The organism is Stenotrophomonas sp. 364 (assembly GCF_009832905.1).
In the GTDB taxonomy this organism is placed as follows: domain Bacteria; phylum Pseudomonadota; class Gammaproteobacteria; order Xanthomonadales; family Xanthomonadaceae; genus Stenotrophomonas; species Stenotrophomonas maltophilia_AP.
The window spans coordinates 447,394-463,199 of record NZ_CP047135.1 but is presented as its reverse complement, the minus strand read 5'-3'; the positions used below and the strand labels follow the sequence as shown (position 1 = coordinate 463,199).

Genomic DNA, 15,806 nt, shown 5'->3' with positions numbered 1-15,806 from the left:
CGATCGCGCGACTGCCGGGCTTCAGCCCAGAATCTGCGGCGTGTTCGGCAGGCCGTCATCCTGTGACCCCGGAACCGGCGGATAGTGCCCGGCCAGCAGGTCCGATACTTCCCCGATGGCCAGCAGTACCGCGTCCTGCAACGCACCGTCGCGCAGGCGCTGCTGCATGTGGGCGCAGATGGCCGCCCATTGCGCCTCGCCCACCTTGCCGCGCAGGCCGCGGTCGGCGACCAGCTCGATGGCGTGGTCGGCCAGCAGCAGGTACACCAGCACGCCGTTGTTGTGTTCGGTATCCCAGGTGCGCAGCTGCGCGAAGGCATGCTCGGCGCGCTGGCGGGGGCTGACCCGCTGCCACAGCGCCAGCAGTGGCAGGTCCGCCTCCACCGCGAACATCACCTGACCACCGTGCCGGCGCTCGCCGGCGGTGATCGCGTCGGTGATCGCCTGCAGGCGTCCGGGCGGGAACGCGCGCCGCACCGAGGGGGAAAACATGTGCCGAAGCCAGCGCATCACCAGCCTCCCGAGGCGCCACCGCCCCCTGAACGTCCACCGCCGCCGCCCCAGCCGCCTCCACCGCCGCCGAAGCCACCGCCCCCACCGAATCCGCCTCCGCCCCAGCCGCCACCGCCGCCCCAGCCACCGCCGCGCGCGAACGCACCGGCCCGGCCGGACGACAGGCCGACGATCAGACCGATCAGCCCGGCCAGGCCGCTGGCCAGCCACAACGAGGTGAACAGGAAGGCGACCACCGCCGCGCCGCCGCCGCCCAGCAGCGCCCGCACCGGGCGCGGCAGCCAGCCGAGGATGGCGCGCAGGACGCTGCCAACGAAGAAGCCGATCACCAGCGCGAAGGTCCAGCCGCCGCCGTCAGGATTGGGGCTGGCGCGGTGGGTACTGACCGGCGCCGGCAGGTCCTCGCCGTCGATCAGTTTGATCAGCGCGGCGCTGGCATCGGCCAGGCCGCCGGCGTAGTCGTTGGCGCGGAAGCGCGGGGCCAGGTATTCCTGGATGACGCGGTTGGCGATGGCGTCGGGGATCGCCCCTTCCAGTCCGTAACCGGGTTCGATGCGGACGCGGCGGTCATCCTTGGCCACCACCAGCAGCACGCCGTCGTCCACGCCCTTGCGGCCGATCTGCCACTGCTCGAACACCCGCTGGGTGTACTGCTCGATCGATTCGGGCGCGGTGCTGGGCACCATCAGGATCTGCAGTTGGCTGCCTTTGCGCTGCTGCAGGGCCAACGCCTGCGACTGCAGCGCCTGGACCTGGGCGGCATCCAGGGTGCCGGTGGTATCGACCACCGGCGAGGACAGCGGCGGGATCACCACGTCGGCCTGGGCAAGCGCCGGCCCGGCCAGGCAGAGCCCCGCCAGTACCAGGCCGCGCAGCAGGCGAAGGAGGTTCATCGGGTTACTGCGCCGGGGCCTGCTGCGGCTGCGGCTGCGGCTGCGGCGCGGGGGCCGGGGCCTGCGAACCGAACTTGACCGCCGGCGGCTGCGAGATCTGCGCTTCGTTGTCCACGGTGAAGTTCGGCTTGACCTGGTAGCCGAAGATCTTGGCGGTGATCAGCTGCGGGAACTGGCGCAGGAAGGTGTTGTAGTCCTGCACCATCTGGATGTAGCGGCCACGCGCCACCGTGATCCGGTTCTCGGTGCCTTCCAGCTGCGCCTGCAGGTCGCGGAAGCCCTGGTCGGACTTGAGGTTCGGATAGTTTTCGGTGACCACCAGCAGCCGCGACAGCGCGCCGCTCAGTTCGCCCTGGGCCTGCTGGAACTGCTTGAGCGACTCGGCATCGTCGGCGTTGACGTTGATCTGGCCCACCCGCGAACGCGCGTTGGTCACGTCGGTCAGCACCTGGCGTTCCTGGTTGGCATAGCCTTCCACGGTCTGCACCAGATTGGGAATCAGGTCGGCACGGCGCTTGTACTGGTTGAGCACCTCGGCCCAACCGGCCTTGACCTGCTCATCCTTCTGCTGGATGGCGTTGTAGCCGCAACCGGACAACAGGGCGGCCAGCATGGCCAGCAACAACAGGCGGGAGAACGATCGCATGGCCGGCTCCGGATTTCGATGGACGGGACCCGGAGCATGCCACGTTTGCGGTCAACCGGATGTGGGGGCCGGCGGCTTTGCCGGGCGCCCCACCTGCCGACCTGTAGTCGGCCCCCTGTTACCAGTTACCGGCGCCCGGCACGTTGTGTGCCACGGCGCGGCGGCGCATCAGCAGGTTCAGCCACTCCACCAGCACCGAGAAGCCCATCGCCGCGTAGATGTAGGGCTTGGGCACGTGCACGCCCAGACCGTCCAGGATCAGCACCGCACCGATCAGCAGGATGAAGGCCAGGGCCAGCATCTTCACGGTCGGGTTGGCATCGATGAAGCGGCCCAGCGGGTTGGCCGCCAGCAGCATGACCGCCACCGACAGCAGGATCGCGGCCACCATCACCGGCACGTGGTCGGCGATGCCGACGGCGGTGATCACCGAGTCCAGCGAGAACACGATGTCGATCACCGCGATCTGCGCGATGACCATGCCGAACACGGCCGAGGCCTTGGTGGTGGTGGGGTCTTCGTCTTCGCCGCCGGTGATCAGCTCGCGGATTTCCATGCCGCCCTTGATGATCAGGAACAGGCCGCCGAGGATCAGCACCAGGTCGCGGATGGAGATGCCAATACCGGCTACGGTGAACAGGTTGGCTTCCATGTGTGCCAGGTAGGCCAGCGACACCAGCAGCGCAATGCGGGTGATGCAGGCCACCGCGATGCCCAGCTTGCGCGCGAACGGGCGGCGCGCTTCGGGCAGCTTGCTCACGGCGATGGAGATGAAGACCAGGTTGTCGATGCCGAGCACGATTTCCAGCGCGCTCAGCGTGAACAGGGTCAACCATACGTTGGGGTCGGACAGCAGCTCAAGAAACATGGACATGGATCCTTACAAGGGGGGATGCGCCGTGGGGGCAGCTCAGAAAAAGCGGGGCAGCAGGACCAGGCCCCAGCACAGCAGTACGTTCATCATCAGCACGAACACGGCCGCCGAGCCCATGTCCTTGGCGCGTCCGGCCAGTTCGTGGAATTCGGCGCCGTAGCGCTCGATCACCGCTTCGATGGCCGAGTTGGCCAGTTCCATGGACAACACCAGCAGCATCGAGCCGATCATCAGCGCACGCTCCACCGGGGTCTGGCCCAGCCACAGCGCCAGCGGCGCCAGCACCACCAGCAGGTAGACCTCCAGGCGGAACGAGGACTCGTGCAGCCAGGCCGCCCGCAGGCCCTGCCAGGACCACACCGCCGCCTTGAAGATGCGCCGGGGGCCGCGCGGCATGTGCCCGATTTCGTCAGCCACGGGGGCACGCTCCATCACGCAGGGCGGGCCGGGACGCGGGGAACAGCACGCAGCAAGGGGTCATGGGCAGGGCTGAATGGGCAGGCAATCCGTCATTTTGCCACAAGCCTGTCGCACCTTCCTCGGAGGCGGCCGGGGTCAGGCCGTGCTAGTGACCGGCCCGGCGTCGGCAACGCGTGGCGCACAGCCCCCGCCACGGCGGGTAAAGCGGCGCCGGCCCCCAGCTTCTATGATGGGGTTTCAACCGAACCGGGCGCTCGATGGGGCGCCATGCCGAGGAGTCTGCCGATGCGTCACCGCTGCACCCGCCCCCTGTTGCTCGCCCTGGCGCTTGGCGCCGCCCTGCCCGCGTTCGCCCTGTCCCCGGCCAAGCCGCCGCAGGTGCCGGCGCAGGTCTCCAACGTGGCCTGGGCCCAGGACATGGCCGATTTCGCCAAGGCCGACGCCACCACCCCGCCGCCGCGCGGGGGCATCGAGTTCATCGGCAGCAGTTCGATCCGGATGTGGGACACCCTGGCCGCCGATTTCCCGGGCCAGCCGGTATTCAACCGCGGTTTCGGTGGCTCGGAAGTGCGCGACAGTACGTGGTACGCCGGACAGGTGGTGGTGCCGTACGCGCCGTGCAAGGTGTTCTTCTACGCCGGCGACAACGACCTCAACAGCGGCCGCAGCGCGGTGCAGGTGCGCGACGATGTGCTGGCCTTCGTGCAGCGGGTGCACCGTGATCTGCCGAAGACGACGGTGGAGTACATCTCGATCAAGCCGAGCCCGTCGCGCGCGAACCTGCTGCCGGCGATCATCGAGGCCAACGCGATGATCAAGGCGGCGCTGGCCAAGCTGCCGAACACGGGCTACACGGACATCTACACGCCGATGCTGGGCAGCGATGGGCAGCCGCGCGCGGCGCTGTTCCGCGAGGACATGCTGCACATGACGCCGGACGGGTATGCGATCTGGCGGGCGGCGTTGGCGCCGAAGGTGTCGTGCGAGTGAAGCAACGGCTGAATCCGGTTCGCTGAGGGCTGGCCGGGGTGGGTGAGATGGCGGGACACGCCGTAAATCCATCCATGGAGGCTCGTGAGCGCCATCCATGGCGCCCAACGGTCCCGCCATCTCACCCACCCCGACCCGCGACAGTAGGTCGGCGCGTTGGAGAAAAGAGGAAGAGCGTGCCGACCAACGGTCGGCACCTACCACGGCGGGTGTGCGTTGTCGGAAACGATCCGCGAAACGCGTTTGTGGGGAGCCATCCGGAAACACACCCGTCGTTGGTTCGCTGCCTGGACCGGTAGAGCGGACCGTTGGTCCGCTGGCCGCGCGCGGCGCGGCAATGATCAACACGCGAAAAAGATGCCACCGGAACAACACCGGTAAAGCCGAGCCATGCTCGGTTGCTCCTGCCCTCCCCATGCGCACCGACCCACTGTCGAGGGTCGGCGAGGGTGGGTTTGCAGGACCCTGAGCCGCATGGATGCGGCGACGGAGCTTACAGGGATGTACTTGCAGCGTGTCCTGCAAACCCACCCTCGCCGACCCAACAGCTGGAATCACAAACGCAATGCTGTTGCTGTTGCTGTTGCCGCAAACGTAAAAGGTCGCACCCCAAACACCTACCGGTACAACACCGCCGCCTGCGTACCCTGCCCCGGCTGGCTGTCCAGCGTCACCTTCCACCCGAACCGGTCGCACAACCGGCGCACGATCGACAGCCCCAGCCCCGTGCCTTGCGGCCGCGTCGGCTCGGCCCGGTAGAACGGCTCGAACGCCCGCCCCAACGCCTCGGCCGACATCCCGATCCCGGTATCGCGCACCACCACCCGATCGTCCAGCACATCCACATCGATGCGCCCCTCGTCGGTGTAACTGCAGGCGTTGCGCAACAGATTGCTCACCACCACCTGCAGCACCCGCGGCGGCGCGTGCAACTGCACCGGGCCGGCACTGTGCAGGAAAATCTCCACCGGTCGTCCCACCATCAGCTCGCGCGCGTTGTCCACCTCGTAGCGCACGATCTCGTTGACGTCGAACAGTTCCACCTGCGGCTCCACGTCCGCCTCGCGGGCCAGGATCAGGAAGGCGTCGATCACCGCCTCCATGTCGCGGCCCGCGCGCTGGATGCGGTTGAGCCCGCGGCGCAGGCGCGGCGTCAGCTCCTGGTCGCCCAGCGCGATATCACTGGCCACCCGGATCACCGTCAACGGCGTGCGCAGCTCATGGCTGGCATCCCGGGTGAAGTTGCGCTCGCGTGCCACGTGCGCGGTGACCCGCGTGGCCAGCGAATGCAGGGCCGCGGCCAGCTGGCGCGTTTCGCCCTGCATGTCCGCCGGCAACTTGTCCGGCGCCAGATCCGCCGCTTCCGGGTGGCCCGGATCCCAGCGCGACACGCGCCGCGCCAGCCAGTTCACCGGCGACACCAGCCGCTTGGAGGCCCGGTAGGTCACCCACGACGCGCCGTACACCGCCAGCAACGTCAGCAGCACCGGCACGATCCCGAACCAGAAGGCCAGCATCTCCGCACGCGAGCGCAGGAACACCAGGTACAGCCGCCCTTCCGGGCGCACGTCCACCAGCACCAGCTGATCGTCGGCCTTCAGTTCGTGGAACCCCGGCGGCAGCGCGCGGAGGTTGGCCGGCAGGCTCAAGGGCGAACGCCCGGTCTCCAGCAGGTAGCCGCGGATGTTCTGCGTGTTCGGCGGCGGCTGCATCGGCGAGGCGTCGTAGAGCTGCCAATAGTAGGCCGCCTCTTCCTTCAGCGCGCTGCTGACCAGGCTGTGCTTGATCACCAGCGATACCAGCCACGCACCCAGCAGGATGCCCAGGCTGGCCAGCACGGCTTGGAGAATGAAGACGATGCGTATCTTGCGCGGCAGACCGTGCGGCATTACGGGGTCCAGGGCGGTTCGACGCGATTATAGGGAAGCGCGTCGTGATTCCGTCGTGCAAGAAACGACAGCGACCCGCAAACGCGCGGGTCGTTGTCTCGATAGGGGGCCGGTCACGGCCCCTGCGGTCATGCGCCAGCCACTGCGATGGGCATCAGCTCATCGGCTGGGCGATGTCGGCGATGCGGTAACCGGCGCTCTGCACGGTATGCAGCAACGGACGGTCGAACGGCTTGTCGATGATCTTGCGCAGGTTGTACAGATGGCTGCGCAGGGTGTCCGAGTCCGGCAGGCCATTGCCCCAGATCTCGCGCTCGATTTCCTGGCGGGTCACCACACGCGGCGATTCGCGCATGAGGATCGTCAACAGGCGCAGGCCGATCGGCGACAGCTGCAGCTCGGTGCCGGCACGGGTGGCCCGCATGCTCACCGGGTCCAGCACCAGGTCGGCCACCTTGAGCACTTCCGAGCCCACCTGGCGACGTTCGCGACGGATCAGGGCACGCAGGCGCGCTTCCAGTTCCTGGATCGCGAACGGCTTGGTCAGGTAATCGTCGGCGCCGAAGCCCAACCCGGTCAGCTTGTCGTCCAGCGTGTCGCGCGCGGTCAGCATCAGCACCGGGGTCGACTTGCGGGCGTCGTTGCGCAGCCGGCGGCAGACTTCAATACCGTCCAGGCGCGGCAGCATCAGGTCCAGCACCACCACGTCATAACTGTTCTCCGCTGCAAGGCGATAGCCGTCCAGCCCGTCCTGGGCATAGTCGACTTCGAACCCGCGGCCTTCCAGATACTCACCGATCATCTCGGAAATATTGCGGTTGTCCTCGACCACCAGCACCAGGCCGGAGGTCTCCTTTGTCTGACGCATGGGATTCCCTCTTTCTTCAGCTTTGTGAAACATGCCGCATCGGCGGTGGAGGTGGCGTGAAGCCGCTCACGCCAGGGAATGACGCCTTGTCACAGCAGGGGTTTGAGGTGCGGCCAGACGTTGTCCAGCACCCGGGGCTGGGCCTTCGCGGTGGGGTGCAGGCCGTCGGCCTGCATCAACCCGGGCTGCAGCGCCACCCCGTCCAGCAGGAACGGCAGCAGCGGCACCTTGTACTGGCTGGCCAGCCCGGCGTACACGTCCTTGAGCCGCTGGCGGTAGGCCGGGCCGTAGTTGGGCGGCACGTCGATGCCCAGCAGCAGCACCTTCGCGCCGGCGGTCTGGCTGGCTACGATCATCTTTTCCAGGTTGCCGCGCAGCTGTACCGGGGTCAGCCCGCGCAGCGCGTCATTGCCACCGAGCTCGATCACCACCACCGCCGGGCGGTGCTTGGTCAGCAGGCCCGGCAGACGGGTGAGCGCGCCGGCGGTGGTCTCGCCGCTGATGCTGGCGTTGATGATCGCCGGGGCCGGCTTCACCTGTTGTTTGACCCGCTGCTGAAGCAGGTTCACCCAGCCGGATTCGGCCGGGATATTGTGGGCAGCACTGAGGCTGTCACCGACCACCAGCACCGCGTTGGCGGGGGCGGCACCTTTGGCACACGCCAGCAACGGCGCCAGCAGCAATGCTGCCAGCATCCAGACCATCAGGGCCGTGCGGCCCTTCCACATCGCTCGGTACATTGGAGAATCCTCATCGACAGCCTGTCCCCCCGCAGCGCGTCCGTCGCCATCGCCGCCCACGACGTGGGCAAATCCGCGCGTGGCCCGGAGGGTGAAGTCCACATACTGGACAACATTGGCATGACCGTCCATGAAGGCGAGAGCATCGCCATCGTCGGCGCTTCAGGTTCCGGCAAGACCACCCTGCTCGGCCTGCTGGCTGGGCTGGACCTGCCCAGCCGCGGGCGGGTCACGCTGGCCGGGTCGGACCTCAATGCCCTGGACGAGGAAGACCGCGCGCAGTTGCGCGCCCGCGAAGTGGGCTTTGTGTTCCAGAGCTTCCACCTGCTGCCGGCGCTGACCGCCGAAGAAAACATCGCACTGCCGCTGGAGCTGGCCGGGCGCGAAGATCCTGCGCGGGTGCGCGAGGTCCTGGCGCAGGTGGGCCTGACCCATCGCGCCCGCCACTATCCGCGCCAGCTGTCCGGCGGCGAGCAGCAGCGCGTGGCGCTGGCCCGGGCATTCGTGGCCAGGCCGCGCATCCTTTTTGCCGATGAGCCCACCGGCAGCCTGGACCAGGCCACCGGCCAGCAGATCAGCGACCTGCTGTTCGCCCTCAATGCCACCAGCGACACCACCCTGGTGCTGGTCACCCATGACCTGCGCCTGGCCCAGCGCTGCCAGCGCATCTACCGGCTCGATGGCGGGCGCCTGGTGGACAACGCGGCCGGCGTATCCGCATGAACGTGGTCAAACATGCCGCGCGCGCCCTGCGCCGCGAATTCCTTGCCGGAGACCTGCTCACCGTCTTCGCTGCGCTGGTGCTCGGCGTGGCGGTGATGACCGCAGTGGGTACGCTGGTCAACCGGGTCACGCTCGCGCTGACCGGCAGCGCGGCGGAAATGCTGGGCGGCGACCTGGGCCTGAACGCCCGCGACGACATCCCCCAGGCCTTCGCCGATGCCGCGCGCGAACGCGGGTTGGCCAGCACCCGCATGGTCAGCTTCCCCACCGTGCTGTTCCATGGCGAGGCCAGCCAGATGGCCAACATCAAGGCGGTCAGCGAAGGCTATCCGCTGCGCGGGCAGCTGCTGGTCAGCCGCGGCCTGCAGGGCAGCACGTCCGAACCGGCCGGCGCGCCGCCCGCCGGGCAGGCCTACGCCGATCCGCGGTTGATGCAGGCGCTGGGCCTGAAGGTGGGCGACGCGCTGGAGTTCGGCGCGGGCAGCCTCACCGTCACCCGCGTGCTGCAGGCCGAACCGGATACCTCCGGCGAGCTGATGCAGCTCTCCCCGCCGTTGCTGGTCAACCGCGCCGACGTCGACGCGGCCGGCCTGCTCGGCCCCGGCAGCCGCGCCTCGTACCGGATGATGTTCGCCGGCGCGCCGGAGGCGATTGCCGATTTCCGCGCGTGGCTGGCACCACAGGCCAAGGGCTACCGCATCGTCGGCATCGCCGACACCCAGCGCGGCGTGCGCGGGGCGTTCGACCTGGCCGGCCGCTTCCTGTCACTGGCCGCGCTGCTGGCGGTGCTGCTGGCCGGCGTGGCTACCGCGCTGGCGGCCAACCGCTTTGCACTGCGCCGGATCGACCAGGTGGCCATCCTGCGCTGCCTGGGCGCCCGCCAGCGCGACATCCTCAGCGCCATGGCGCTGCAGCTGGTGATGCTGGCGGTGCCGGCATGCCTGGTCGGGATCGGCCTGGGCATGGCCGCGCAGGCCGGGCTGGTGCAGGCGCTGGGCGGGTTGATCCCCAACCGCTTGCCGCTGCCGCAGGCCACCCCGGCGCTGAGTGGCGCGGGCATCGGCCTGGTGCTGCTGCTCGGCTTCGGCCTGCCACCGCTGCTGCGGCTGCGCCGGGTGCCGCCGATGCGCGTGCTCAACCGCAGCTTTGCCGCCCTGCCGCCGAGCTCGCTGCTGGTCTACCTGGCCGCGCTGGCCGCCACGGTGGCGCTGACCGTACAGGCCACCGGCGATGTGAAACTGGCGGCCTGGGTACTCGGCGGCCTGGCGGCACTGGCGGCCCTGGCCGGCGCGCTGGGCGCGTTTCTGCTGTGGTTGGTGCGTGGCCTGCAGCCGCGCCTGCGCGGTCGCTGGAAGCTGGGCCTGGCTGCCCTCACCCGCCGCCGGGGTCTGGCGGTGCTGCAGCTGGTGGGGCTGTCACTGTCGCTGTGCGCGCTGTTGCTGCTGTCGGTGATCGGGCCGGGGCTGCTGGCGCAGTGGCGCGACCGCCTGCCGGTGGACACGCCCAACTACTTCCTGATGAACATCCAGCCCGAGCAGCGCGGCGCCGTGCTGAGCACCCTGCAGGGGCTGGGCGTGGCCGCGCCGGGGATCGAACCGTTCAGTACCGGGCGCCTGCTGGCGGTCAACGACCGGCCGCCGCAGCGGCAGGAACGGCAGGACAACAGCAACGACGACGACGATGCCAACCGCCCGGTCAACTTCTCCTGGCGGCATGATTTCCCGCCGGCCAACACGCTGTTGAGTGGTCGCTATTGGGCCGTGGGCAGCACGGCGGCGGAGGCCTCCATCGAACAGGGCTGGGCCGAGCGCTACGGGATGAAGCTGGGCGACACGGTGACCCTGCAGATGGGCGAGCAGCAACGCAGCTTCACCGTGACCAGCATCCGCAAGGCCGACTGGGATTCGTTCCGGGTCAACTTCTTCCTGCTGCTCAACGAAGGCGCAGTGGGCGATGCGCCCTACAACCTGATCACCGCCTTCCACCTGCCGCGTGCGCAGGCCACGCAGCTGGCCGCGCTGACCCGCGACTACCCGAACATCTCGCTGCTGGACATCGACGGCATCCTGCAACGGGTGCGCGAGGTGGTGGACCGGGTGACCCAGGCGGTGCAGCTGGTGATGGGCTTCAGCCTGCTGGCCGGGCTGCTGGTGCTGCTGGCCGCGCTGCAGGCCACGGCCGGCGAGCGCCGTTACGACAGCGCGGTGTTGCGCACGCTGGGGGCCACGCGCACGCAGCTGCGTGGGGCGGTGCTGGTGGAGTTCGGCGCGCTGGGGCTGTTGTCGGCACTGCTGGCAGTGGGTGCGGCCGCGCTGCTGGGCAGCGTGGTGGCGCGCCAGGTGTTCGAACTGACCCTGAGCCCGCCGTGGGGACCGCTGCTGGCCGGCGGTGCGATCGGGGTGGCCCTGAGCATGCTGGCCGGCTGGTGGGGCACGCGGCGGATCCTGCACACCCCGCCCGCGCTGGCGCTGCGCGAGGTGTGAGGCCGGCGCGGCGCTCAGGCCGCGTCGCGACCGTCCGTGGGTCGGTTGACGTTGAGGCGCCGTCACGCATGGCGTGGCTCTACCGGGGTTGGCCGACAGCACTCCAGAAAAAAAAGCGCCCATCGGGCGCTTCTTTTTTGGTTCTTCTCCCATCTGAGGGAAGCGTCTTGGTGCAATGGCCATCGCGGAGTGAGCACAACGGGACGCGGGTCGCCGAGTGTGCAGGCGCCGCGGCTGGCGTCTCCGATCGGACCGGTCGCGAGCGTGAGGGCCCCCATGCCCTTGGAGGCGAAATAAAGGAGGAGGTGGCGGCCGCAGGCCGACGCCGGAGGACAGTCGCCGGAAAGGGCATGGGGGCTCAGCGGGCGGCCTCGGCCGGTGCCTTTTCCACCCATTGCTTGAACACCGCGTCGATCTGCGCGTCCTTCACTTTCTTGCCGTCCTGCAGGTCCTGGGCCTGGGTGAACAGCGGGATGATCATCGCCATGCCGTCCAGCTTCGTCTTCAGGTGTACGCCCGGGGCCTGCCCCAGGAACCCGTCCCAGCGCTGGCGCACCTTGGCCCAGAACCCGGCGGTGGCGGTCCAGTAGTCGTAGGCCGGTTTGAAGTCGACCTCGGTGGTTTTGGTGTAGTCGTTGAAGCCGAACTCGCGCGCGATCTCCTGCTGGCTGCCGTCGGCGTTGCGCAGGATCTTGGTGTTGAACTGCTCGTGCGTCCATCCGCTCGGCGTCAGCGTGTGCCGGTTGACCACCGCCAGCGCGTTGTAGTCGCTGCGCCGGGTGTATTCACGACGCGGCAGCGGGCGCCAGCTCAGGTCGCTGGTCCACGTCGCCACCCCGTTGTCGTAGGCCCAGGTGCCCGTGCCGCAGTAGCGCGGCGCATCGCTCACTTCGTACACGCACTGGGTCCAGGCACCGGCATTGACCGCGGCCGGAATGGTGCGCACTTGCCAGGTCTGGTCCGCACTGAACTCGAACCGGTGCGGTGCTTCGTACACCCAATCCTGCCGCCAGTGCTTGGTCACATGGCCGCTCTTGGGATCCACCAGCAGGTGCTGCAGGACCACCCGCGTCGGGCTGTCCTCCACCACGATTACCACCTCGTTGCCGCCGCTGCGCACGGCCGGCGCGCGCTCGTAACCCGGCTTCAGCAGCACCGTCTCGTCGAAGGCGAAGTCGACCACGTATTCACCCTTCATCGCCACGATGCTGTCGTGGTCGCGCTGCAGGTTCGAGGGCTGGGCGTGGACCATACCGCTGCCGGCAAGCAGCAGGCACGCACTGGCTATCTGGTGTTTCATCCAAGGAGTTCCTTCAAGGTTGGCTTGCATCGCATCGTGTTGGTTACAGCCGCACCAGCGGCGGCGCACTGCGGTCAAGGGGGGCCAGCGCCTGGCGCGCCGCCGTGGCGCAGCAGCAGTCGTCGACCCACAGTTCACCGTCGGCGCCTTCCACCCGTGCAATCCGTCGCGCTGCTGTCGCCCCCAGGGCCGACAACGAGGCCAGGCTGGCCGACAGCCCCTGGCCGTCGTTGGCATGCAGGCGCAGCGCGCACATCCGCCACGGTTCACCGCCCAGGCGCGTGGCCAGCCGGCGCCACAGGCGCTCGGCCACGCCGCCATCGTTGACCGGCTCCGGGCGTGCCGGGAAGGCCGTCACCAGCCGGTCCCAGGCCAGGAAGTCGCTGTCGGGCAGCAGGTACAGGCGCCAGCAGCAGCGTCCGCGTGCGTCGGCAAAACACAGGCTTTCGCGGATGCCCTCGCTGTCCATGCCCTGGCAGGCATGGGCCGACACCGCATGTTTCCAGCCGCCCAGCTCGCTGCTGTCGGGCCGGTACAGGCACAGCACGGTGCCCAACGCCACCAGCTGCGCGGGCGATGGCAACGGTGCCGTACTGCGGGCACCGGCGAAGGAACGTACGGCAGACAGGGCTCGGCTCATGGCGGCTACCAGCTCACGGCTAGGCTGGCCGACACGGTGCGGCCAGGGTTGGTGAAACGATCAGCCACGCTGCTGGTGGAGACCAGCGACGAGGTGATCCCGGAATAGTCGATGTAGCGGCGGTCGCCGAGGTTGAACACCCCGACGTTGATCTTCGCGCCTGGCGCGAAGTCCCAGTGCGCCATCAGGTCCAGCACGCCGTAGCCGGCCGGGGCGAAGGGCGTGGTGTTGGCCGCGGCCGCCGGCGGCAGGCGGTCCTTGCGCCGGGCGAAGGTGCCCACCAGTTCCACGCCCCAGCGGTCGCGGTCGAAGGCCAGGCCGACGGTGCCGCGCAGCGGATCGATGGTCGACAACGGCACGTCTTCGGTCTTGTTCTGGCCGTGTGCCCACGCCACCGAACCGTTCAACGACCATCCCTCCAGCGCGCTGCTGAGCTTGCCGAACTCGACCCCGGCCTTCAGCTCGGCGCCGTAGATGTCCGCATCGGCCACGTTGCGCGACTGGAACACCTGCAGGCCCTGGTTGTTGAACCCGACAAAGCCCTGCGACTCGATGAAGTCCTTGTAGCGGTTGTAGTAGCCGCTGACGCTGGCATACGTGGCCGCGCCGATGAAGCGCACGCCCAGTTCCAGGCCATCGCTGGTTTCCGGCTTGAGGTCCGGGTTGGGAATGGCCGTGTAGCCGAACTGCACGTTGGTGAAGCCCAAGTTGACGTCATTGAACGGCGGCGAGCGGAAGCCATGCGCGTACCCGGCAAACAGCGACCATTGCTCGGCGAAGCGCCAGACCAGGCCCAGCTTCGGCGACACGCTGGTCTTGGTGAGGTCGGACACGGCCACGCCCGGGTTGTCGGTGGCGAAGATGCCATCGGTTTCCGGGCGCAGTTCGTAATGGTCCACGCGCACGCCGGGCACCAGCGACAGGCGGCCGTCGGCGAAGCGCATTTCATCCTGCACGTACAGACCCAGCTCGGTGGTCTTGCTGATCGGGAAGTCGCGCACCGGGAAGGTGTCGGGCAGGATCGTGGTGTTGACCTGGCCCCTGGCGTTGACCTGGAACCCGTCGCGCTTCTGATGGGTGTCCGTCCAGGTACCTTCCAGGCCGTAGGTGAGCGCGTGGTCGACCGACCCGGTCTGCAGGGCCTTGTGGAACACCGCCTGCAGGCCATACACGCGCTGGTCGAAGTTGAACTCGCGCTCGCGCCGGCTGGCATTGTCACCGCTGCCGCGGTTTTCATAGGTGCGCTGGGTGGTTTCGCTGTCCTGCCGGTACACCTGCCAGGACAGGTCATCGGCAAAGCCCTGGCCCACGTCGTCCATCTCGTGGCCGAACGACACGCGGGCGCGGGTCTGGTGGTCGCGGGCCTTCATCGCGGTGGTGGTCGCGGCGGCGACCACAGGCGCGGGCGGCGCCACCGACGACAGCACGTTGGTATCCACGCTGTCTTCGTTGCCTTCCACGGTCAGCTTGAAGCGCTGGTCTTGGCTGGGCGCAAACACCAGCTTGCCCAGCACGCTGCGACCGTCGCGGTCCTGCGGATTGGCCGCAGTGCGGGTGCTGTCGTTGCTGCGCCGGTCGCCCATGCTCCGGGTTTCCTGGCCCTGGCGGTGGTTGACGTTGACCATGCCGCTCCAGCGGTCGCCGCCGAAGGCGGTGGTGACGCTGCCCAGCAGACCGTCCCACTGCCCGTCGTACCCGAACTTCAGGCCGACGTAGCTGTTCCTGCCGTCCTTGAGATAGTCGGTCGGGTCCTTGGTGACGAAGGCGACCACGCCGCCAAGCGCGTCCGAGCCGTACAGCGCGCTGGCGGGCCCGCGCACGATTTCCACGCGCTTGAGCGTTTCCAGGTCGGTGAAGTTGCGGTTGGCGTCGGAGAAGCTGCCGATCGCGAAGGCCTTGGGCATGGCGATGCCGTCGGTCTGGATCAGCACGCGGTTGCCGTCCAGGCCCCGGATGCGGATGCCGCCCAGGCCGAACCGCGCCGGGCTGCTGGTCACCGACAGGCCCGGCTCGTAGCGCACCAGGTCCTTGAGGTCACGCACCAGGTGGTTGTCCAGCTGCTCGCGGTCGATCACATCGACGGTGGCAGGCACGTCGCTCAGCGCGCGTGCGGTGCGCGTGGCGGTGACCTGCACGGGATCGAACTGGTGCGCGTCGGGGGCGGCATCAGCCGCCGCATGGGCGGCCATCGGCAAGGCCAGCCACAAGGCGGCGCTCAGGGCAGTCGGACGGTTCTTCATGGGAGGCTGATGATGGGCGGGACGCGGAAGGAGACCCCCGACCGACGCCAGCGACCCAAGCCGCTGACGAAGAATCGAGGGGGAGAGAGCGGTAGTGCACGACCGGCCCGCCGGGTCCGGGGGAGGGGCGGACCCGATGGGTCGTGCGTGGACGGGTAGCGGTGCAGCCGGGCTGCCTGGCGGTAAACAGCCGACCAACGGTCGGCTCTACCCGGCTCTATTTGGTCAGGATCAGCTTGTCGTTGCTGGTATGGCGCAGGCGGTAGAAGCGGTCGCCGTGCTGGATCAGGATTTCGCGGCGACCCTTGAGCAGGGCTTCGCTGTCGATCACTTCTTCGGGCGGGACCACGCGCACCGGACGGTCGCGGAGGGTCAGCGTTTCGGGGCGCAGCAGTACAGCAGCTTGAGTGTTCATTCGTCTGGACTCGTGCGAGGGACTAGTCAAATGATAATGATTCTCAGTTGACAATCAACAACCATTCTCACTTTGATTGATGGCATTGATGATTGATTTTCTATTTACGATTGACGCAATCAATCGACTGGCGTAAATCAGCCGCCCGGTAGAGCCGAGTGTTGCTCGGCTG

Annotated in this window: 15 protein-coding genes; 3 read left to right on the top strand and 12 right to left on the bottom strand. The window is 68.4% G+C overall.

Annotated elements, in window-relative coordinates:
• Window positions 1-21 precede the first annotated feature (21 nt).
• The 5 genes from GQ674_RS02070 to GQ674_RS02050 form a co-directional block, all read right to left on the bottom strand.
• Window positions 22-510 carry a TPM domain-containing protein gene (locus tag GQ674_RS02070; RefSeq protein ID WP_159495801.1) on the bottom strand — a complete coding sequence of 163 codons (489 nt, stop codon included), beginning with the start codon at window positions 508-510 and terminating at the stop codon, window positions 22-24.
• Window positions 510-1,406, bottom strand: coding sequence for a TPM domain-containing protein (locus GQ674_RS02065; protein ID WP_159495800.1), 897 nt, complete (start codon window positions 1,404-1,406; stop codon window positions 510-512). Before GQ674_RS02065 ends, GQ674_RS02070 begins: the two co-directional genes overlap by 1 nt.
• A gap of 4 nt (window positions 1,407-1,410) precedes the next feature.
• Complete coding sequence (locus GQ674_RS02060; protein WP_159495799.1) at window positions 1,411-2,052, bottom strand: LemA family protein; 642 nt, start codon at window positions 2,050-2,052, stop codon at window positions 1,411-1,413.
• A gap of 118 nt (window positions 2,053-2,170) precedes the next feature.
• Window positions 2,171-2,920, bottom strand: coding sequence for a TerC family protein (locus GQ674_RS02055; protein ID WP_128095236.1), 750 nt, complete (start codon window positions 2,918-2,920; stop codon window positions 2,171-2,173).
• 42 nt (window positions 2,921-2,962) lie between these two features.
• Window positions 2,963-3,343 carry a diacylglycerol kinase gene (locus GQ674_RS02050; protein WP_038692485.1) on the bottom strand — a complete coding sequence of 127 codons (381 nt, stop codon included), beginning with the start codon at window positions 3,341-3,343 and terminating at the stop codon, window positions 2,963-2,965.
• Window positions 3,344-3,631: 288 nt separating this feature from the next.
• On the opposite strand from GQ674_RS02050, the gene GQ674_RS02045 reads away from it, so the two are divergent.
• Window positions 3,632-4,336 (top strand): SGNH/GDSL hydrolase family protein, encoded by a 705-nt coding sequence (locus tag GQ674_RS02045; protein ID WP_159495798.1) that lies wholly within the window; start codon window positions 3,632-3,634, stop codon window positions 4,334-4,336.
• Window positions 4,337-4,953: 617 nt separating this feature from the next.
• Here GQ674_RS02045 and GQ674_RS02040 read toward each other — a convergent pair.
• The 3 genes from GQ674_RS02040 to GQ674_RS02030 form a co-directional block, all read right to left on the bottom strand.
• The gene (locus GQ674_RS02040; RefSeq protein WP_159495797.1) at window positions 4,954-6,225 is read right to left on the bottom strand and encodes a HAMP domain-containing sensor histidine kinase; all 1,272 of its coding nucleotides are present in this window, start codon (window positions 6,223-6,225) and stop codon (window positions 4,954-4,956) included.
• A gap of 154 nt (window positions 6,226-6,379) precedes the next feature.
• Entirely contained in the window at window positions 6,380-7,093 is a 714-nt protein-coding gene (locus GQ674_RS02035; protein ID WP_019182442.1) for a response regulator transcription factor, read from the bottom strand.
• 89 nt (window positions 7,094-7,182) lie between these two features.
• Window positions 7,183-7,833 carry an arylesterase gene (locus GQ674_RS02030; protein ID WP_236546170.1) on the bottom strand — a complete coding sequence of 217 codons (651 nt, stop codon included), beginning with the start codon at window positions 7,831-7,833 and terminating at the stop codon, window positions 7,183-7,185.
• A 120-nt stretch (window positions 7,834-7,953) separates the two neighbouring features.
• Here GQ674_RS02030 and GQ674_RS02025 point away from each other — a divergent pair, with 120 nt between their 5' ends.
• Together GQ674_RS02025 and GQ674_RS02020 are read left to right on the top strand one after the other, a co-directional pair.
• Window positions 7,954-8,556, top strand: a complete 603-nt coding sequence (locus tag GQ674_RS02025) for an ATP-binding cassette domain-containing protein (RefSeq protein WP_159495796.1) — start codon at window positions 7,954-7,956, stop codon at window positions 8,554-8,556.
• A complete protein-coding gene (locus tag GQ674_RS02020) occupies window positions 8,553-11,039 on the top strand; it encodes an FtsX-like permease family protein (RefSeq protein WP_159495795.1) in 2,487 nt (828 codons plus the stop codon). The genes GQ674_RS02025 and GQ674_RS02020 overlap by 4 nt, the downstream gene beginning before the upstream one ends.
• A gap of 358 nt (window positions 11,040-11,397) precedes the next feature.
• Here the strand turns inward: GQ674_RS02020 and GQ674_RS02015 are convergent, their stop codons facing one another.
• The 4 genes from GQ674_RS02015 to GQ674_RS02000 all read right to left on the bottom strand — a co-directional run bounded on the left by GQ674_RS02015 (window position 11,398) and on the right by GQ674_RS02000 (window position 15,634).
• The gene (locus GQ674_RS02015; RefSeq protein WP_159495794.1) at window positions 11,398-12,339 is read right to left on the bottom strand and encodes a DUF6607 family protein; all 942 of its coding nucleotides are present in this window, start codon (window positions 12,337-12,339) and stop codon (window positions 11,398-11,400) included.
• Between the two features lie 43 nt (window positions 12,340-12,382).
• Entirely contained in the window at window positions 12,383-12,979 is a 597-nt protein-coding gene (locus GQ674_RS02010; RefSeq protein ID WP_159495793.1) for a Hemin transport protein, read from the bottom strand.
• Window positions 12,980-12,984: 5 nt separating this feature from the next.
• Window positions 12,985-15,168, bottom strand: coding sequence for a TonB-dependent hemoglobin/transferrin/lactoferrin family receptor (locus tag GQ674_RS02005; RefSeq protein ID WP_328803881.1), 2,184 nt, complete (start codon window positions 15,166-15,168; stop codon window positions 12,985-12,987).
• Window positions 15,169-15,436: 268 nt separating this feature from the next.
• Complete coding sequence (locus tag GQ674_RS02000) at window positions 15,437-15,634, bottom strand: hemin uptake protein HemP (RefSeq protein WP_019182448.1); 198 nt, start codon at window positions 15,632-15,634, stop codon at window positions 15,437-15,439.
• Window positions 15,635-15,806 lie beyond the last annotated feature (172 nt).